Below are 20,517 nucleotides of genomic sequence, written 5' to 3' on the forward strand. Positions count from 1 at the left end.
CCAAGGCCCCCTCACAGGGTGGCCTCGATACCGCACGTCTACTCAACCTGATGAGTGATATTAATGGCCAGCCTGATTGGCGCTCTTTGGCTAATCGCGCCTGTGCCTACTATGACAATGACCAGCTGCCGGCCAGCGTGAAAAAGGTGCTGGAAGAGCGTGGCCAGCCACTCACCATCCATAACCTGATCGCCCCCACCATTGATGGGGTACTGGGGATGGAGGCAAAGAGCAGAACCGATCTGATGGTCATTGCAGATGATCACGATGATGAGTTGGAGCAGATGGCTGAGGCGGTTAACGCCGAGTATGCAGACATATGCAGGTTGGGCGGGTTGGACCGCGCCCGTGGTGAAGCCTACGCCGGACAGATAAAGACCGGTCTCGGTTGGGTTGAGGTGCGCCGTCAGGATGATCCATTCGGTCCACGCTACAAGTTCAGCAATATTCATCGGGATGAGGTCTATTGGGATTGGCATAGTCGTGAGCCCGATCTCACCGATTGCCGGTGGTTGATGCGCCGGCGCTGGGTTGATGTGGATGAGGCCAAAACCCTGTTTCCGAGCAAAGCCGAGGCCCTGACCTGGGGGATTAACAACTGGGACGGGATCGTCAACCTGACCTCCATTGAAGGGATGGCCCCAAATTTGGTCAGTGCCTTCGATGAGTGGAGCTCGTTTGACAGCAAACAGGTCGAGTGGTGTAGCCGGGAGCGTGATCGCGTTCTGCTGCAGGTGGTTTATTACCGCACCTTCACCACACGCCAAGTGCTGATGCTCGACTCTGGCCGGGCACTGGAATATGACAAGACCAATCAACTGCATTTGGCCGCTGTTGCCATGGGGCGCGCCAGGCTGGAACGGCGTCCGGTAGCCGTGATCCGAGAGTCCTGGTTCGTGGGTCCCCATCACCTGGTCGATCGCCCCTGCAGTGCGCCTCACAACATGTATCCGCTGGTGCCGTTTTGGGGATACCGCAAGGACAGTTCTGGCGAACCTTATGGCCTGATTGCCCGCGCTATTCCGGCTCAGGATGAGGTGAATCTGCGCCGTATCAAACTCACCTTCTTGCTGCAGGCCAAGCGCGTCATCATGGACAAGGACGCCACCAACATGACCCGAGAGCAGGTGCTGGAGCAGGTAGAGCGTCCGGATGGCTTGGTCGAGCTCAACCCCGATCGCCAGAACAAAACCAGTGTGAGTGACGCCTTCAAGGTTGAGCAGGACTTCAACGTGGCTGCCCAGCAGTTCCAGGTGATGCAAGATTCGGTGAAGCTCATTCAAGATACCATGGGGGTTTATGCCGCCTTCTTGGGGCAGGGGACTACTGGCCAGTCAGGTGTTGCTATCAGCAACCTGGTCGAGCAGGGGGCCACGACACTCTCCGAGATCAACGACAACTACCGGATGGGCTGCCAACTGGTGGGGCAGCTGGCGTTGTCATACCTGCTTGAGGAGCTGGCTGCCAAGAAGAACTACAAGGTCACCGTTAACCGGGATGATCCCCGTCGCCGGAAAGCCGTGGTGATCAACGTGGAGCAGGAAGATGGCAAGCTCAGCAACGATGTGACTCGGCTGCGTGCTCATATTGCCCTGGCGCCTATCCAGCAGACCGCGGCTTACAAGCAGCAACTGGCAGAGCGCATGACTCAGGCTATGGCACAGCTGCCACCGGAAGCTGCTGCCGCGTGCTTTGATCTGCTGGTTGAGCTGATGGATGTGCCGCGCAAAGCTGAGTTTGTGGAGCGGATCCGCAATTCACTTAACCTTCCCAAAGATCCCGAGGAGATGAATGAGGAGGAGCGAGCTGCCGCCGAGCAGCAGGCCCAGCAGCAACAGATGGAGCAGGAGATGGCCATGCGCGAGATGCAGGCCAAGCTGGCTGAGTTGGAAGGCAAGGCAGCCAAGTGGCAGGCAGAAGCCCAGCGTATAGCCAAGCTGACCGATTCTATCCGGTTCGAGGATGCGCTTAAGCAGGCGCAGACAGGCAAGACCCTGCAGGAGATGGAGCTACTGGTTACTGAACAAGAGGGGATCCAGGCCGAGCAGGCAGCCCTACAGGCTCAGCTGCTTGCCACCATTGAACAGCAGATTGATGCAATCAAGCTCTGATTGTTGCTTTCTTGACCTGTCAGCGTTAGGATTTCCCCAACATGGCCCAGTCTCTCGAGATTGGGCCTTTTTCATATGTCATTTCTGCCAGTTGTTAACCCATACGCGCATTGTCATTGTTTTTGGATGAGTCCTTTCATCCTGTAGTGTCAGTTTAACCCGCCTAGTGCGGTTTTTTTTGTGCCCAGTCTAAGCCGGGGAGCGTTTTCTCTGAGAGCGTTCCCCCGCTTGGGCAGCGATACCACCCACTGAAAACCCACGAGGATGACCATGGATACGAACATCGATAACCTGACCGGGACTGAAAGCCTGGACGAGCTGGAAGCCATGTTAGCGGAGATCGAGCAAGCGCCCGATGCCGAGCTATCCGATGGCACTGTCACCGAGAAAACGGACGTAGAGGCCGCGCCGTCGGCGGAGGAGATGGCAGCCAGTACCGAACAAGCCAATGCCGAGCAGGTCGATGAAGTGGCCCAGGTGCCTGAAAAGGTGATCCTGGCCAAGAACGGTCAACACACCATCCCGTATGACGTACTGGAGCTGGCGCGCAATGAGAACAAGGCCCTGCGTGAGCAGTTGCACCATTCTCAGCAAGCTCAGGCCGAGCGGGACAAGCTGCAGGCGGTGCTGGAGAAGCACGGGATTAACCCTGATGCTGATCCCGACCAGCTTAGCCCGGATGAAGCGGATCAATTAGCACGGGACTTTCCGGAGATCGGGAAGGCCATGGCTGCAATGGCTCGCAAAATCCAGCTGTTGGAACAGCCTGACGTGGTGCAACCGGTTCAACCTGCCGTTCATCCGGTGCAGGCCGCTCTGCAGGCGGTACCTGATCTGATGGACTGGCGGGACAAGGACCAGGATCGCTTTGACTTCGCCATCATTGTCGATGAAAAGCTTCAGGTAGACCCCGTGTGGCAAGGGAAGTCACTGGATGAGCGATTTGCAGAGGCCGCTCGTCGCACCAAACTGGCCTTTGGTGATGTGGAGAGTGCTCCACCGCCCGCCAAGGCACCCAGCACGGAAGCCGATAAGCCTGCTGACTTCATCCCGTCCAGTCCCTCGGCACTCGGCCAAACCCATCAAGCCCCCGAAACCGGTGTCGCCCGTTATGGCGCCATGTCGCAGACCGAACTGGTTGGCGAAATGGGAGCCATGACGGACGCCCAACTCGAGGCGCTGCTGGAGCAAGCCGGGTATTAACCCACCACACGATTAACAGGCAAACCCCGACCACTGTGTCGGGGTTTTTGTTTTTAGGTAGGAGAGGATCATGACCCAAGTCACCTCGGCGCAAGCCAACAAGATTATGCAGGCAGCCTTGTTTACGGCTGCCAACCGATCGCACTCCCTGGTTAACCTGTTGACTGAAGAGGCACCCAAAGGTGCCAAGGTCAACGGTGGCAAGCAGACCAGTGCGGGGGCTCCCGTAGTACGCATCACCGACCTGAGCAAAACAGCCGGCGACGAAGTAGATATGCAGCTGTTCCATCAGCTCTCTGGTCGCCCAACCATGGGAGACAAGAAGATTGCTGGCCGTCTCGAGAGTCTGGCGTTTGCCGACTTCTCGCTCAAGATCAACCAGACCCGTCATGGTGTGGACGCGGGTGGCAAGATGAGCCAGAAGCGCACCAAGCATGACCTGATCAAGACCGCTCGCGTGCTGTTGGCTGATGGTTATTACGGCCGCCTGACAGACCAGCGCGGTTTCGTTCAGCTGGCTGGTGCCCGTGGCGATTATGCTGCGGACGACATCATCCTGCCGCTGGCAGATGATGAAGAGTTTGCAGACATCATGATCAACCCGATCACTGCACCGACCTATCAGCGTCACTTCTTTGGCGGGGATGCGACCTCTTTCGAAACCATCGATGCGGCCGACCGCTTCAATCTCGGCTGTGTGGACAATATGGCGCTGTTTCTGTCTGAGATGGCCAACCCCATCCAGCCCATCCGGATGGTGTCTGACCCGTCTGGTGGCGAGCCCCTCTACGTGCTCTACGTTACCTCGCGCCAATGGCACGACTTTTACACCAGCTCCTCGGGCAAGGACTGGAATGCCATGTTGGCCGCGGTCACGGTGCGTAGTAAAGGTTGGAATCACCCGATCTTCCTGGGGGAAGGGGCAATGTGGCGCGGCATTCTGGTCAAGCCCTATAAGGGGATGCCTATTCGCTTTAACCAGGGAAGTATCGTGAAAGTCTGTGCGGCTGAATCCACCTCCGGAGTAGAAGTGGACAAGGTTGCCGGCACTACCATTGACCGTGCAATCCTGCTGGGCGGCCAGGCACTGGCCAATGCGTTTGGTTCGGGAGAGCAGGGTAGCTCCTTTGGCATGTTTGAAGAGAAAACCGACCATGACAATGCCACCGAGCTCTCCGTTCGCTGGATGGGGGGCTTGCAGAAGATCCGCTTCAAGCAGAAGAACGGCAACATCCAGGATCATGGCTGCATGGTACTGGATACCGCAGTGAGCCCGATAGTTCGCTGATAACCCACTGACACAGAGGGTCATCAGGTCCTCTGCCATTAGCTGATCAGACAAGGAGCCATATCATGGCCAAGATTAACCTGATTGCCACTTGCCGCCGCTGGTTTGTCGGTGCGTTCGGCAATCTATCTATTTCCCCGACGTTCATTGCCAAGCTGGCAGCCGTGCCATCAGGCGATGTCATTGCGTTCGGTGACAAGGTCGAGCCCAACCTAAAGGTGGTGGGCGTGTCCCTTATCACCAGTGCGCTGGGTGCCAGTACCACGCTGACAGTGAAGATTGGTACCACCACCATTGTAAATGCAGAGGGCACGGTAACCGCTATGACCAAGTACATCCCGGTGGATGACTTGTTCACCAAGGATGGTCAGGAGCTCACGCTCATTGTCGGCGGCGGCGCCGCAACGGGTACTGCCAAGCTCAAGTTGCATTACGAAGTGATCGGCAACCTCTAACTCGCCCATCGCTATGCGCCCGGCCCTGTGCCGGGCTTTTCATTTCTGGATTGGAGATATTGCCGTGAGCGACAAAATTGCCGTGGTTTATATCGGTGACAAGCCGAGCAAGAAAGACACCGTTACCGGTTCCCGCATGGTGTTTCCGCGCCATACCGCGGTAGATGTGGAGAGCCATATTGCCATGCAACTGCTGGAATTCCCCACCGTCTGGATCTGCGCCGAGGCTCTGCCTGGCGAGCTCTTGCGTCAAGAGACCATCGCCAAGCTGGCTGCTGAAGAGGCAGAACGACTGGCGCAGGAGGCTGCCCGTCTTGCCGAAGAGCAAAGCATGATCGTTGGTGACCGTGACCTGGCCAAGCTGACTTCCGCCCAACTTGCAACCCTGGTGGAAGGTGAAGAGCTGAACATTGAGGCGCAAGAGCCGCGTGAGAAGGTGGATGAGTTTCGCCTGCGGGTACGCGATGCCCTGAAAGCCAAGGTGGTCGTTGAGCAAGGCGCTGAGTAATGGTGCCGGTGCAAGATAGCCGCCTGGTTAAGCCTGACACCCTGATCCCGCTGGTTCGCCAGCGGGTGCTCCACTTGCCCCACACAGAAGGCGCTGACGCATTGGCACATAGCTACCTCATCGAGGCTGCCATCGTGTTTTGTCATGAAAGCGCATTGGTTCATTTAGAGCGCCAGTTCGATGAAGTGCTCGAGGGGCAGACCGTTAGTTTTGCGATGGCCAGCAGTCTCAATCGCCAGGCAAGGCAGGATGTGCGCGTGGCACAGGTGACCGGGTCGGTGCTTCATCGCATCACTGCGGGCGACATCATTCTCACACCTGGCCTGCACTATCACGCTCAGTCAGCCGAATCCATTCGCTTCCTTGTACCACTGAGCAACGTTCGCATTGTCGGCGCCATTGAACCTCTGCCTGCCGCAACGCTAATTCCATCCGCTCTGGTTGAGGACTACGCCCATGCGCTGGCCTGTGGGGCTGCGTATCTCTTGCAGCAGCTTCACGCCAAACCTTGGACAAACCCTGAACTGGCTCAGATAAATCGCCGCAAGTTCTATGACGGGATCCGCGCTGCGTACAGGTTTCGCATTGAGCAAACCGAGAGTGCAAGGATTCAAAACCCGGTGCGAACACGCAACTTCTTCTGATGTGAGGTGAGTCATGCTGGTCAGTGACATGTTGAATAGAGCATCAATTGAGTTAACGGATACACAGCGGATCGGCTGGGGTCTGGAGGACTTGATCTCCTACTACAACAGCGCGATATCCGCTATCGCCAGCGCCAGACCGGACATCTTCATCAAGACCCAATCTTTTGCCTGTGCCGCCGGTACTCGGCAAACCGCCCCTGCAGGGACCATCAAGTTGATAGACATTGAGCGCAACACGCTGACTGGCAAGTCGATCCGGTATGTGTCTCGTGCTGACCTGGAGAACTTAATCCCGAGCTGGGCTAGCAGTACCGGTGGGGAAGAGGCGGAGCTTTATATCCACGAACCCACCAATATCACCGCCTTCTGGCTGTATCCAGGGGTGAAGGCGGGAGTGAGTGTCGATCTTGTGCTCAGTATTCTCCCAATACCTGCAACGAAAGCGATGGTCGAGTCGGGCGCCCAGGTCGAGGTTGATGACCGATATATCACCCCCTGTCTGGATTGGATCATGTACCGGGCATTTATGCGTGACTCGGAGGTGACGGCTAATGCGTCTAGAGGGCAACTTCACCTGCAGTCCTTCACTCAGGCGTTAGCGGTCAGCACCGAAACAGATGCCACCATGATAGCGATGCGAGACAGCCAGGCCAGCACCAACGGACGGCGCCAATGATCCAGATCCATGGAGTGATGACCGATCCCGCTGGAAAGTTGGTACCCGGGGCGATCATCGAGTTGCGGTCCCTCACCACGACCAGTGAAGTGCTGATGGGCTCGGTGTTGACCTTCCAATGTGATACGGCTGGTCGGTATCGATTTCCGCTGGCAGTGGGCGCCTACGATGTGTATGCCCAGAATGACCAATGTGGTGACATGGATTACTTGGGGACAGGAGTTGTGGTGTCTCAAGGCGCAGATGGTCCACTGAACAGTATCCTGGTCGATAGCGGTATCAGCTTGACGCCACCTCTGCTCGAGCGAGCGGTCGATGCGATGCAAAGAGCGGAGTCTGCTGCTGTGGCAACCGGTCAGGATCGGATCCAGACTGGCAATGACGTGAGTGCCGCGCAACAGGCTAGCCAGCTTGCAACTGAGCAGGCTAGTGCAGCCTTGGCATCCGCCAATATGGCGGGCAGTAAAGCGGGTGAGGCGGCGACCAGTGCGACGGCAGCCACAGCCTCAGCAACGCGGGCACACCAGTGGGCAGAAAATCCGCTTGATGTGGCTGTGGTGACCGACAAATATTCCGCTCTGCACCATGCAGCCAAGGCCAGCGATTCAGCCACTGCAGCAACCGCCAGTGCTTCGGCCTCAGAGGCCAGTTCAGCAGCGGCTGCTGCCCTGGCTACCAACGCCAGCGACAGTGCGGCGACCGCCACCACCAAGGCGAGTGACGCGGCGGCCAGTGCTGGCACTGCAACTCTCCAAGCAAATGCGGCCCTTGACGCTCAGGTTGCCGCTGCAGCCTCTGAAGCCCATGCCCTGACTCACGCCAGCAATGCAGACTCTGCGGCTCAAGCCTCTGAGAGCGCCAAGGTGGTTACGGTTGAGCATGCGGGAAGGGTCACTACATTGGCCCAGCAGGTATCTGCTGATCGTACTGTGGTAGAAACGAAGTCGGCGGAGGTTGCTACCCATGCGGCCACCGTCGCGGTGCAAAGTAGAGAGGTCAGCACCAACGCGGCGTCTGTTGCGCAGGGACAAGTTGCCGTTCAAGGGATGCGTGATGTGGTGGTGGCGAAAACGGCGGAAGCCCTTGCTGCGGCCGATACTGCCAGTGATAAAGCGAGTCAGGCGGCGCAGGATCAAGCTGCCGCAGCTACCAGTTCGCAGCAGGCGAGTATGGCGAAGAGCCTGGCTGAAGCTTGGGCTCAGAACCCAGAGGGAAGCGACATTAACGGGCGGCCCGGAGAGTTTTCGGCGCTGCATTGGGCATTGCAGGCCCAGAAGTGGGCGCAGGCCATCACATCACAGCTTGTTTGGGCCGGTCCTTGGAACGCATCGGCAGGTGCGCCGATAGCGCCAGCGCCCAATCAAGGGATCCCGTTTTATCGGATCTCACATTCCGGGGTCATCGCCAGCGAGTCCTATGTGGTAGGGGATTACTTGCACTGGGATCCTACGACTCGTTCCTGGTTCAAAATTGATGGCACCGATGCGGTGATCTCCATCAATGGTATGACTGGTGCTGTTGTGCTGAGTGCGGCGGATGTCGGAGCTCGGCCCGCAAGCTGGGTACCCGGCTGGGCTGATGTCACCGGTAAACCGGTGACCATGCCGCCATCTGAGCACAGTCATCCTTGGTCTCAACTTTCTAACATCCCTGTTTACGCTACACGTTGGCCCACGATTGCAGAGATAGGGGCGGCCTCGGTCAGCCACACTCATGCATGGTCGCAACTGACGGAGATCCCCGCTTATGCCTCTCGTTGGCCCGACTGGAATGAGGTAACGGACAAGCCAGCCCTGGCTGCGGCAATCCATCGTCATTCCTGGGAGCAGATTGACCAAATCCCGGTGACGGCATCCCGCTGGCCAAGTTATGCCGAAGTCACAGATAAACCGGATTTTGCGCCAGCCAGCCATACCCATCCCTATATGGCGGCCGGTGGCAGTTATGGCACGCTTTACCTCAACAACTGGTTTCGATCGACGGGAGCCTCCGGTTGGCAAAACGAAACCTATGGTGGTGGTATCTACATGGAGGATGCGACTTGGGTGCGGACCTATGGTGGCAAAAAGCTCTTTGTGGCTAATACCGATGCTGATGCGCTCAATACCACTGGTGGGGTTTACGCAACAGGAAATGGCAATTTTAGCGATGTCTATATCCGCTCTGACCGTCGCCTCAAATCCAATATCACACCTATCACCGATGCCCTTGCCAAGGTGAAGCTACTTACGGGCAATCTGTATGACAAGGCTGGCCAGCGGGAAGCAGGGTTGATCGCCCAGGAGCTGGCAGAGGCTCAGCCTGAGTCAGTTTTCTTGAACATGGATGGCACCTTGTCTATCGCTCACGCCGGGGTATTGGCCTTGTTGGTTGAAGCGTTGAAAGCTCTTGATGAGAAGTTGGAGTCAAGAAATGACAATTCCTGCTAAACCCTTTTTGCTATCTGCTGCTTATAGCGAGTTCGGTGGTAACCGTTGGATGAGTGATACCGCTAATCGAGCTGGGGTGCCAGCCCCTTGTTTACTTGGTGATCTGGCAGGTCGCAGTGCTTCAACACATCGGCTCACAATTGGATCCTTTACTAAAGGTGATGTGTTGCTATGTGGTTTTGCCGCAACTCAAGGCAGCTTAGGCCCACTTAATCCCATGGGAAGTATCAATCCCCCCTTATTTGATGGAAAAACACTGGTCAAATTTTCTACGAGTAACAGGGTGCCAGATTCCATCTTTATAGAGTGTCAGGGGCGGTTTGCTGCGGGACGTCGACTTCGGGTCGTTGTGCCTGGCTTGGGTAGTGCAGAGGGCGCAACCGTAAATTATGGGAATAACTATTGCTCGGTTCGATTACCAAGCCTTGTTGGTATCCATAACTGGCTTGCTGCCCGCATCGGCCAATCAGTACCGATAGATCTTGTGGTTACTACATAAGGGCTCCATATGTCGCTTATTGATGTTGTAACCATGCGTGGGATGGTGCCGCGGGTGGCAGACCACCTGTTGCCTGATGAAGCAGCCACCTTGGCACAGGACTGTCATTTCGATCGGGGAGTCGTCGCCCCATTGATGAGTGACAAACGGGTAAGCGTGACGTTGCCTCTGGTCCCTCAAACCCTGTTTCACTACTACGGAGATCACTGGTTTGCCTGGGACAAATTGGTCGAGGTGATGCGCTCGCCCATCGCACAGGATCAGTACAACCGGGTTTATTACACCGACGGTGAATATCCCAAGCTGACCTATGACGCTACCGCTACTGGCGGCACGCAAAAGCCTACTGCCTGGTACCGACTTGGTGTTCCGGCCCCGATGACACCGCCGAATATGCAGTCTGTTACCCCACCGACTGGCGGCAAAGATGATGACCCCACTGATGACGAAACCCGCTTCTACGTGGAGACCTATGTCACTGGCTTAGGGGAGGAGGGTGCTCCCGGGCCTGCCAGCGGGAAAGTCACCATTACCATCCCAAACTCCACCGTGCTGGTGGGATTGTCTCCAGCCCCTACCAACAACAGCAACATTACCCGGCGCCGCCTCTATCGTTCGGTGTCAGGTGGTGCGATGGCAGATTACCTGCTGGTGGTCGAGCTCCCAATTGCGACCGTGACGCACAGCGATAGCAAGAAGGATGGCGAGCTGGGACCAGTGCTTGAGACCTATGGCTACACCATGCCCCCGGACAAGATGCGCGGTATCTGTCAAATGGCGAATGGCATTTGTGCCGGGTTCATCGGCAATGCCGTGCTGTTCTCCGAGCCGTTTCTGCCTTACGCATGGCCGGAGAAATACAAGCTGACCACCGAGCACGACATTGTGGCGATCGCGGCTATCGATACGGCGCTGGTGGTGGGGACCAAAGGTTATCCCTATCTATTTCAAGGTGCGTCCCCCTCAGCCATCACCGGACAGAAGCTCTCCTCGGTCCAGCAGGCCTGCGTCAGTGCGAGATCCATGGTGGCGTTGGATGGCATGGTCCTCTATGCAGCCCCGGATGGCCTGATTGGGATCGGGGCTGATGGTGGAACCTTGATCAGCGAGGGCATCATCACTCGTGAGCAGTGGCAGCTGATGAAACCTGAAACACTTCGCGCTTGGTACAGCGAAGGCAAGTATGTTGCTCTGACCGATAGCCATGGGTTTATCTTCGATCCGAAATCAGGGGATCTGCGCTGGTTATCGGGTCGTTGGGATACCGCGGTGCCTGACATGCAGCTCGATGCGCTTATGTTGGCCAAGGGCCTTGAGCTTTATCAGTGGCGGGCTGGGGATGCGGCTTTGCCGATGATCTGGCGTTCTAAAGAGTTTGAGTTGCCACTCGGTGTCAGGTTGGGTTGTGCCCGGGTGACCAGCGACCTGATCAGCCAATGCCGCTTTGCGCTGATCATAGACGGGGTGCGAGTATTTGCCCTCACCGAAGGCCAGGTACCTGTTGGCGTCTTCCGCTTGCCTCCTTTGCGGGGGCGTCGGTGGCAGGTTGAGGTGGCCGGCACCGCGGTGATTGAGCGCATTACTCTGGGCACCAGTATGGCTGAGGTCGCAGTGCAATGAGCAAGAGCTCCTTTCGTGCCAGCGGTACCCCACAGGGCTTGACTGAAAACATGCAGATCCTGACTGGCCAAAAGGGCGACCAGCTGGACAAGGCGCTGACCCTGCGAGAAGCCGCTGCCCTTGGCATGGTCAACTTGCGCCGTAATAACAACGGGGCGGTGGTGCCGGAGTTGCCACCAGATAAGCCAACAGATCCGGAATGGTCAGGGGTGCAGCCTCCTGTTGCCCCAACGAATGTCACTGTAGATGGCGCTTTTCATACCATTGTCCTGACCTGGGATATTCCCGGTTACAAGGGGCATTCGTATGCAGAGATATTGCGGGCAGAGGAGGACAATCCGGCCAGTGCCGTGGCGATCGGCACTACTCTGTCGAATGTCTACTCAGACGCCGTGGGGAAAGGATATACCGCCTATTACTGGGTGCGTTTCATCAACAAAAATGGGCTGACAGGGTCACTTCATAGCACGGCAGGCTTGAGGGCCAAGACCAGTCCTGACGTGGATGAGATCATCGCATCAGCCACACACTTCGCAATCTATAACCCGGCAAACCCGAGTGCGAAAGAGATCATATTCGGGGTTACTGATGATGGGCGTGTTGCCATCAAAGAGGCGGTCATCAAGGCTGCCACTATCCAGATCCTTCACTCAGAGAAGATCACCGCCGACTACATCAAGGCAGGGGTCAGTATCAGTGCCCCTTTGATCACTGGCGGACAGCTCGATATGGGTAATGCCTTCATGGCTGGGGGCTCTGCCGGTTTTGGCAAGGGAGGGCCATATGCAGGGTGGGGCTGGGGTTGGTACACCATGATCTACTCCGATGGTAGCCTGTTTACCAATCGCCTGCGGGCAGAGGGGGGTTATGTCAAAAACATCACCCTGGGAAACTGCACGATTGAACAGGATTGTGTTGTCAGAGGTACGGTGTATGCCGAACGGATAGTTGGGGATGTATATGTCGCTCGAGACTATGCGTGTTCACACAATGGCAATGGTGCTGGTCCAATTGAGGTGGCTAGGATCAAAGTGAATCAATCTGTCGGGTTTAATCGGACACTTACGATACCGAATTTATGTGGCTTAGTCGGGTGTTCTGTTACGGCGGAAGGCCCAGGTTCTGGGACCATCACTCGTACCAACCAGAGTGAGATGTTGGTTGAGATTGTGATGGATGGTGCGGTGGTCAAATCTTTTATTGTTGGAGTGGAAGTCTCTGCAACGTCAAATCCGTCATCAGGACCAGTGACCAGGATCAATGAAGTGGGAACCTATGGCGGTGATATCACTATCCCGGCGAATAGAGAGCCGTTGGTTATCGTGAGGATCCGTCGCTCAAGTGGGAACGGGTGGGTAAGAAGTGATGCCAGCCAGAATGGGCGCGTCGTGATGTTCAAACAAGGCGGGTCTCTTTCATGAAGCCGATCCACCGCATCGCCAGCGATACAGGCAATCCCAAGCTATCCACCGAACTGCAAGACGCCATCCGTAACCGGGTGGCGTTTTTGTTTGTGCGTGGTGATGACGGTTTCGTCTTGAAGCCGGTCTGCGAACGGGGCGCTACCGGGGTGCTGGTGTGGGTTGGCTGGGGGCAGGGCGGAGCACCGCAGAGGCATCTGCCTGAGGTGAAGCGGTTAGCCCGCATGGTCGGAGCCCGTTGGCTGCGTTTTCATTCTGCTCGCAAGGGCTGGCTCAAGCTGGCGCCAGGAATGGGGTGGGTGCGTCAGCCGGACGATGCTGATGGCCTGTACGTATTTCAGATCAATCTGTGAGGGGTGGGAGATGGGGAAGGGTGGCTCGAACGAAATCAAGGAAACCGAGGCCCAGAAGGCTGCGGCAGATGTCGCGAAGGAGCAGTGGGACCTCTACAAGAATGACCTGCAGCAGTATGAAGACATCTTTATGGACAAGGTGGATAACCTCAACAGCGAGCAGCAATACGACAAGCTGGCCGGGACAGCCGCCCTTGGTACGGCACAAGCCTTTGGCGAGGCGCGCGCCGGGCTGGCTGACTCCATGGCCGCAGGCGGAGTAGACCCGACCAGCGGCAAGTACCAGGGTGCAATGGAAGGTCTGGAGACAGACCAGGCTCTGAGCCAGACCGATACCACCAACCGGGCCCAGTCCAGCCAGCAAGACAAATATGTGGCTGGCCTCAAGGATGTGGTGAGCATTGGCGCAGGCCAGAAGGCTGAATCTCTCGCCGGTATGGGGGATGTGGCCACTTCCAGCTTGCGCAAGGCGGTGAGCGATGCCCAGACCTCGTTTCAGAATAAGCAGGCAACGGCAGGATTGGTGGGCACATTAGCCGGCGGTGCCACCGCTTATGGGCTTGGGCAGCTGAAAGCCCCTGCGGTGGCAGGCAGCAAGAAGATCGCCCCGACCGCATCCGTGTTGCAAAACAAGGGCTACTAAGGAGTCAGCAATGGGATACGCCGCAGACACATACGCCAAGATTACCCGAGAGCAGTATCAGGATTGGAAGACCCGCTTTTACCCCAAGCAGAAAGAGCTGATGGACTTGGCCACCAATGGCCAGCTATTGAAAGACCAACTTGGCCGGGTGGATGGGAACAATGCGAACGCCCTGCGTTCTGCCCAGCAGGCCACCGCTAACCGCAACGCCCGCATGGGGGTGGCTGCGCCAAACGCGCAGGATAACAGCCAGGGGCTGCGCATGGCCCTGATGACCGCAGGCACAGAAAATGGCCTGCGCGAGCAGGAGCAAGCGCGTCAGATGGGGATTTTGACCGGTGCAGATGCCGGTCTGCGTGAAGCACTTAAAGCCGGTGGGGGGTCGTGATGGGATACGGAATTTTGGATGTCGGTGCCCAGACACGCCAGCAGGGGATGGCAGGGCTGCGTGATGCAGCCAATAGAGAGTCAGAACTTGAGGCGGCCAACCAGGGCTTCAAGACGGCTCGGAAGGCGCAGACCATGAGCTCTGTTGGTGCCGGCGCTGCTGTAGGCACCATGGTCATGCCGGGGATTGGAACGGTGATCGGGGCCGGCATCGGATTTCTGGCAGACAGTCTGTTTTAAGGGGGTAGGGATGGGCGTATCAGGATTGGCAGAGGGGTTCTTGGCCGGGTTCAATACTATGGACCGTTATCAGCGTGGTCAGAAAGATGACGATCGCATGGATAAGGCCATGAGCTTGCGCGATGCCATGTGGCAGAACGAGCAGGATCGGCAGAGAGTCGCTGACGAGCGTTATCAGGAGGAAGTGGATTACTCAAAGAGGCGAGATAGTGTGGCGGATGCTCGCTATGAAAAGGAGTTTTCGCTCAAAGCATCGCAACTCAAAGCGGAAGAAGCCCGTGCAAATGCCTATGAACGCCGTGCTTCTGCCAGCGAAGCTCGCCAACAACAGGAATATCAGTGGCAGCGTGAACAACGTGAGAAACAACTTTTCCAACAGGAGAACTTGCCCATAATCCAGTCTGGTTGGCAGGCAGTTGCCGAGGGCAAAGACCCTGGTCAGCAGTTCTGGAACGTGGTCCGCGACCCTCGCGCTGGATCATTCAACCCAGAGCGCTACCTGCAGCAGGATTATGCCGAGGCAGGCAAGACCTTCGTCACCTATGCTGGCAACCTGATGCGCCAGGCACAAGAGGGCAAGCTGGATCCTTCAACGCTGGAAGGTCACTCGATGGTTAACGATCCAAAGTTTATCAAGGCAGCTGGCACTCTCTATCAGGATGAGGTCAATAAAGGGGTGGGGGACATTGATCCGGATAGCGGCAAGACCATCACCGCTAAACAGCTCAATAATATCATGGTGACGCCGGACGGGCGCGGGGTAGTACTGGGGGTGGAAGTCACCTATGACGATGGCAGCAAGGATGTACGACCGGTCACCAATAATCGGAGCTCGTCCCCTGACGATCTCCCTAAGGTGATCCCCATCAACGACTTCTTAAAGCCGGCCTATCAGCGAGCTGCCCTCGCCAAACATATGATTGGCAATGCAGACCAGTTGCGGGCGTCTCTCGGCCTAGCAGCAGGCCCAGACCAAGCCGGTTACAAGAAGGCTGTGACTGACCTTGAGAAGCAGCACGGACAGAACCGGGCTCGTATATCTTCCAGCAATACAGAGGATAAAGCGCTGCAACTGGACGCGCTGGACGCCCAGCTTGAGCAGAGTAAGGCTGCATTGGCCGACACTTACGGCATGACCAGCAAGCGTGAAGATTTGACCGCCAGCGCGCCTATCAAGGAGTGGACTGGTGGTGATCCTGACCGACTGCAGTTCGTCAAAGAGGCGAACCAGCATGGTAAGCTGAATGGCCTGATGGAGAACCCTACCAGAATGAATACCGCTTTTGAGCTGTGGCGCCAGCAGGCCGCCAAACAGAAGAAAGCAGAGCAGGCGACGGTAACTGCCACCCGACTGCGTGATACGAAGATGGAGGCCTATAAGGCGATGAGTCTGGCCCAAGGGCGCCAGTAGTTGCCTTTACCCCCTCCCAGCGTTAGCATCTCTCCATAGTCGGCCAGTCTGTTTATTGGCCAGCACTCCCCATTCAAGCCCTGAACGGTTCGCCGTTCGGGGCTTTTCTTTTGCCAAAATCCGAGGATGCCATGGATAAGCCTGGACTGCGTGATGCCCTGCCACAACCGCAATCATCCGATACCCGTAATGATCCGTTCTGGCGCAATCTGGACAGCAGCCTGTCTGCAGCCTCTGCCACGACCCTCTCTACTGTCGCCCCAGATCGCAATCTTGATGTGGGGCTTGGGGATGTAGCCCGAGGCATTGGCGCTGGCGCACTGGACCTTGTCGGCGGGATTGGTGAGCTTGCTGGTCAGGCAAGCAAGTTTGGCAAGGAGCAGGGTGGCAAGAATGCCGAGGAGGTAGCCAGTGACGGCGGTGACTACCTGGAACAGTCACGCGCCAACATGGCCCGTAAGCTCAGCCCCGTACTGGACTTTGTGGCGGGTGCCGGAGAGCTGGCCAAGTCGGGGGCCGAGTCACTGACCGACGGGATGAGCCCGGATGCCAAAGAGGCCATCAACCGTCGCTTGGTTGATGAGACCCCCGAGGGGCGACTGACTATGGGTAATGGTGCTGGCGATATCGATGTTTGGGCCATGAAGATGGCGCAGGGCATTGGCTCTTTGGTGCCAACCCTGCTGGCCGGTGGCGTGACCGGTGTTGCAGCCAAGGCCAGCATTGGACGGGTAGTGACGGCATCGATGATCAAGCGTGGTGCCACGCAGCAGGTAGCCGAGGCAGTAGCAGCCAAGATCGTCTCCAAGCTTGCCACCGGTGCGGCCATCACTACAGGGGCAACAGGTTCGGTCGGCAGTGCTGGGGTGAATACCAAGGAGACCGTGCTCGGTATGAGTTATGACGAGCTCGCAGCCAGTGACACCTTCCGCCAAGCCTTCACTCGCATCGACCAAGATCAGCAGACACAACACCTATCCGATGGTGAAAAGCTGGCGCTGGCCCGAGAAGAAACGGCCAACCTTGCCAGCCGCGCCACCATGAGCGACGCCAAGACCTGGGGCGCCGCAGCCATGGGCTCCATGATGGGCGATGCCATGTTGTTCAAGATGCTGGCAGGCAAGGTGGCTGCAGGCGGCATGCTAAAAGGCGCTGCCAAGGGTGCGGTGGGTGAGGGCATTGGCGAGACCCTCGAAGAGGGCGTTCAGCAATATGCGGTGAACGAATCCCTCAATGAAGTGGCTGCGGCCGACACCGACCCGATGAAAGGGGTGGTATCGAGTGCGCTGGAAGGTGGGCTTATCGGTATGGGCACGGGTGGCGCTGTCGGTGCTGCGGGCGGCCTGCGTGGTGGTAAGCATGCTGCGGGACAAGAACCGGGAACTGGTGACCCACTCACTGAACCTGTCTCGCCGGTGACTGATGAGATCGCCCCTGCGGCAGATCCTGCTCCTGCGCAGGCGGCAGCGTCTGATCTGGCTGCTGCCGTGGATGATTTGGTAGAGCCAGGGTCAACAAATTCTGAACAAAATCCGCTCGGTCCCAGCGCCAGCCAGTTTGATGAGGTGAGGGATGTGCCTGCCTATCTGCGTCAGGATGATACCGCCGAGCGCTTCAGGGGGATGGCTGAGGATACGGAGGTTCAGCGCGCCTTGTCTGGTGAATTTGGCAAGTCGGTGCAAGAGTTGGTTGCCGCCCAGATCAACAGGGGGGAGCAGGGACCAAGCCTCTATGAACAGGCTCAGTCTGGCGCACTTGGGGTGGACCCGTTCGCTGGCAACAAAACTGCCTCACAGGTTGCTGCAGAGGGGCGTAAACCGAAAGCGCTGAGAGCGCCAACCGAGCAAGAGCGCGAGATTGATGGGTATCGGCAGACGGCCGAGCAGAAGCAAAAAGAGAGCTTGGCTCAACGTGAGGCGTTACAGGGTGCCACGTTTGAGCCTGGCGTCGAGTCGCAGTACGCTGCGGCGGCAGCCACACAGGTTCGTGATCAAGCGATCGCGCGAGCCGGGAGCGAGACCGATTCTATCTTTGGCCCGCTTCAATCCTTACGCATTACCCGCAAAGGCAAGCCGTTTGCCAGTGAAAAAGAGGCTCAGCTTGCCAGTCGCAAGGGCAAGGAGACCCCGGTGCCGCTCAATGGTGGTGGCTTTGGGGTGGCAGAGATTGTCGAGGTTGAGCAAGCAAGAACCGCGCAACACAACGATCCCCATCCCAGCCAACCACAAGCAGAGGTGAACAATGAGCCCGTTACCCCCATACCTTCAATCAGCAGTGAGCGACAAGGTGATCAGCCTGAAGCAGGCCAATCAGCTGCAGCAGGTTCTGAGCCAACCCCTGCCCATCTCACCGACCGAACTGGAGCCGGAGATCCGCCAGATTTCGTTGCTGATCTACCTACACCAGATGGACCATCGCTTGATGACCCGACACTAACAGCCCCGGCCACTGATGCCGGGGTTGCTGTTTCTGGGTCTGACGTAGCGGTAGATCAGCCTAAGCCCTGGCATGAGGCCATTGATAACCCTGACGGCACGATCACCCTGAAAGGTGATCTGCCCATGATCAAACGTTGGGCCAAAGAGGCTGGCGTGAAGGTGATCCCTGGTAAAGGGGGATTGGTAGTAGCTACGTCGTCAGCTGCCAGGGTACGGGCGTTTGCCAAGCCTGCCGCCAGTGAGCCGGTGCAACAGATCGAAGCTGCTCGTGCCGAGGTAGCGCCGGAGCCCACCAAGGCGCAGAAGGAGGCTGGCAACTACAAGAAAGGCCATCTCACGCTACAGGGGCTGGATATCGCACTCGAGAATCCCAAAGGCTCCAACCGGTCAGGTACCGATCAGGATGGCAAGGCGTGGCAATCAACCATGGCCCACGACTACGGCTACATCAAGCGTACGCTCGGCGCTGACGGTGATCACGTCGATGTGTTCATTGGTGATCAGCTTGATAGTGAGACACTCTATGTGGTGGATCAGGTGGACCCCAAGACCGGCAAGTTTGACGAGCACAAGGTGATGATGGGCTTTGTAGATGAAGCCGCCGCCCGGGATGGCTACCTTGCCAACTATGAAAAGGACTGGAAGGGGCTGGGCGCCATCAAGGCTATGCCGATCGCGGCGTTTAAGCGTTGGCTCAGTGACGGTGATACCACTAAGCCTGTGGTGGCTGGTAAGGCCGAGCCACAGAGTAAGATCGCAGATTTTGGCGAGAAGATTGGTGGGGCACGCAAGGATACCTGGACGGCGTACCGCGACACCATCGAAGGGGAGACGGCTGAGCAGATCAAGGCGCTACCCCTCTCCAAGGCGTGGCCGGCACCAGACTACGACAAGCTGATTGAGTCTGGAATGGATCGCCATGCTGTAGCCATTGCCAGGGCCGCTCGCGACGCTATCCCCGCCAAGCCTCGCGTCAGTTATAAGGTCGGTAATTGGGCGCAGGCGGTGAAGTCTCTGCGCGACCTGTCCCTTGGCCTGATAGATGGCACCCTTGATGCCGATGCGGCAAAGCGCGTGATCTCGAGCAGCGGCCTGCGCAGTGCCCATGCTATTCAGCACCGGGCAGACCTCTATGTGGCGGTTGGCCACCAACGAAGTCTGGCCGATCTCTCCCTCAGTCTGGGAAGTTACAGCCTCTATGAAGGGGTGAAGTACAACCCACCCAAGGGTATTTGGACCCTGAGCCGAGAGAGCAAGTCGAGTCTCTTCGGCAACTGGCCGCGGATTATCGCGTCAGGGTCGAGTAAGGCTGAGGTGATTGCTGCGTTCAAAGATCGCTATGACCAATTGACGCAAACGGGTAGTAAACCCAAAGCCATCTCATTTGCCATCTACAGCCGTCGTAATGGCCAAGGTTGGATCGTCGGGAAGAAAGTGGGCCGTAACCACCTGGACCTGACAGAGGCATTCGATAACGTCAGTGATGCCAGAAAGTACCGGGATAATCACTATGACGAGCTGGTCAGCAAGCTGGAAAAGGCCAAGGAGATCCCGCATGAGCGCCGTGACATCAACCAGCCTCGTGTGGGGGAGGACATGCGGGGCGGGGCCGATGTTACTCCTGAGCTGTTTGGGCAAGCATTTGGATTTCGCGGCGTTGAGTTCGGTAACTGGGTGGAGCAGGGCCGCCGTCAACGGGACTTGAACAATGCCTACGATGCATTGATGGATATGGCGGCAGTGCTGGGGATCTCCCCCAAGGCGCTGTCACTCAATGGTGAGCTGGGGCTGGCGTTTGGTGCTAGGGGATCTGGTGGAGTAAATCCGGCTGCGGCTCACTATGAGCATGGCAAGGTGGTGATCAATCTCACCAAGATGAATGGAGCAGGTTCGTTAGGGCATGAATGGTGGCATGCACTAGATGGCTACTTTGCCAGAACCCGGGGACAACCAGGCGACATGATGACCGAGGCAATGGATGTGTCTTTGGCGGCCCGGGAGAGCCCATTCGTCCACCGTGGCGCTGTTCGTAAAGAGATGATCGAGGCCTTCGGTGCTGTTAACCGGGCCATTAAGCGCACCGCGCTCAAAGAGCGATCGCGCAAGCTGGATGACAAGCGTAGCAAAGCGTACTGGACCACCGAGCGGGAGCTGAGCGCCCGGGCGTTTGAGTCATACCTGATAGCCA

General features: G+C 57.4%; 17 protein-coding genes. All 17 read left to right on the top strand.

Features of this window, described 5'->3' with window-relative positions; genetic code table 11:
* Nucleotides 1–2,111 (top strand): portal protein (locus tag ACW5W8_RS20990; RefSeq protein WP_498630137.1); only part of this gene is annotated, 2,111 nt, incomplete at its 5' end.
* Between the two features lie 270 nt (nt 2,112–2,381).
* Nucleotides 2,382–3,314, top strand: coding sequence for a hypothetical protein (locus ACW5W8_RS20995; RefSeq protein ID WP_498630139.1), 933 nt, complete (start codon nt 2,382–2,384; stop codon nt 3,312–3,314).
* 70 nt (nt 3,315–3,384) lie between these two features.
* The gene (locus ACW5W8_RS21000) at nt 3,385–4,602 is read left to right on the top strand and encodes a phage capsid family protein (RefSeq protein ID WP_498630141.1); all 1,218 of its coding nucleotides are present in this window, start codon (nt 3,385–3,387) and stop codon (nt 4,600–4,602) included.
* A gap of 65 nt (nt 4,603–4,667) precedes the next feature.
* Nucleotides 4,668–5,057: a hypothetical protein gene (locus ACW5W8_RS21005; protein ID WP_498630143.1), complete on the top strand. Its 390-nt coding sequence runs from the start codon at nt 4,668–4,670 to the stop codon at nt 5,055–5,057.
* Between the two features lie 64 nt (nt 5,058–5,121).
* Nucleotides 5,122–5,565, top strand: coding sequence for a hypothetical protein (locus tag ACW5W8_RS21010; protein ID WP_498630145.1), 444 nt, complete (start codon nt 5,122–5,124; stop codon nt 5,563–5,565).
* Nucleotides 5,565–6,209 carry a hypothetical protein gene (locus ACW5W8_RS21015; RefSeq protein WP_498630147.1) on the top strand — a complete coding sequence of 215 codons (645 nt, stop codon included), beginning with the start codon at nt 5,565–5,567 and terminating at the stop codon, nt 6,207–6,209. Before ACW5W8_RS21010 ends, ACW5W8_RS21015 begins: the two co-directional genes overlap by 1 nt.
* A 13-nt stretch (nt 6,210–6,222) precedes the next feature.
* Nucleotides 6,223–6,888, top strand: a complete 666-nt coding sequence (locus ACW5W8_RS21020) for a phage adaptor protein (RefSeq protein WP_498630149.1) — start codon at nt 6,223–6,225, stop codon at nt 6,886–6,888.
* On the top strand, nt 6,885–9,317 hold the full coding sequence (locus ACW5W8_RS21025) for a tail fiber domain-containing protein (protein WP_498630151.1): 2,433 nt from the start codon (nt 6,885–6,887) through the stop codon (nt 9,315–9,317). Before ACW5W8_RS21020 ends, ACW5W8_RS21025 begins: the two co-directional genes overlap by 4 nt.
* Entirely contained in the window at nt 9,301–9,816 is a 516-nt protein-coding gene (locus ACW5W8_RS21030) for a hypothetical protein (protein WP_498630153.1), read from the top strand. Before ACW5W8_RS21025 ends, ACW5W8_RS21030 begins: the two co-directional genes overlap by 17 nt.
* 9 nt (nt 9,817–9,825) lie before the next feature.
* A complete protein-coding gene (locus ACW5W8_RS21035; RefSeq protein ID WP_498630155.1) occupies nt 9,826–11,436 on the top strand; it encodes a hypothetical protein in 1,611 nt (536 codons plus the stop codon).
* On the top strand, nt 11,433–12,857 hold the full coding sequence (locus tag ACW5W8_RS21040; RefSeq protein WP_498630157.1) for a hypothetical protein: 1,425 nt from the start codon (nt 11,433–11,435) through the stop codon (nt 12,855–12,857). Before ACW5W8_RS21035 ends, ACW5W8_RS21040 begins: the two co-directional genes overlap by 4 nt.
* Complete coding sequence (locus ACW5W8_RS21045; protein WP_498630159.1) at nt 12,854–13,210, top strand: hypothetical protein; 357 nt, start codon at nt 12,854–12,856, stop codon at nt 13,208–13,210. Before ACW5W8_RS21040 ends, ACW5W8_RS21045 begins: the two co-directional genes overlap by 4 nt.
* 10 nt (nt 13,211–13,220) lie before the next feature.
* Entirely contained in the window at nt 13,221–13,853 is a 633-nt protein-coding gene (locus ACW5W8_RS21050; protein ID WP_498630161.1) for a hypothetical protein, read from the top strand.
* A 10-nt stretch (nt 13,854–13,863) separates the two neighbouring features.
* Nucleotides 13,864–14,241 carry a hypothetical protein gene (locus ACW5W8_RS21055; RefSeq protein ID WP_498630163.1) on the top strand — a complete coding sequence of 126 codons (378 nt, stop codon included), beginning with the start codon at nt 13,864–13,866 and terminating at the stop codon, nt 14,239–14,241.
* Complete coding sequence (locus tag ACW5W8_RS21060) at nt 14,241–14,480, top strand: bacteriocin (RefSeq protein ID WP_498630165.1); 240 nt, start codon at nt 14,241–14,243, stop codon at nt 14,478–14,480. The genes ACW5W8_RS21055 and ACW5W8_RS21060 overlap by 1 nt, the downstream gene beginning before the upstream one ends.
* A gap of 58 nt (nt 14,481–14,538) precedes the next feature.
* Nucleotides 14,539–15,891: a hypothetical protein gene (locus ACW5W8_RS21065; RefSeq protein WP_498630167.1), complete on the top strand. Its 1,353-nt coding sequence runs from the start codon at nt 14,539–14,541 to the stop codon at nt 15,889–15,891.
* Between the two features lie 131 nt (nt 15,892–16,022).
* The coding region (locus ACW5W8_RS21070; RefSeq protein ID WP_498630169.1) for an LPD5 domain-containing protein at nt 16,023–20,517 on the top strand (4,495 nt) is incomplete at its 3' end.

The sequence above is a fragment of the Aeromonas aquatilis genome (genome assembly GCF_054052405.1).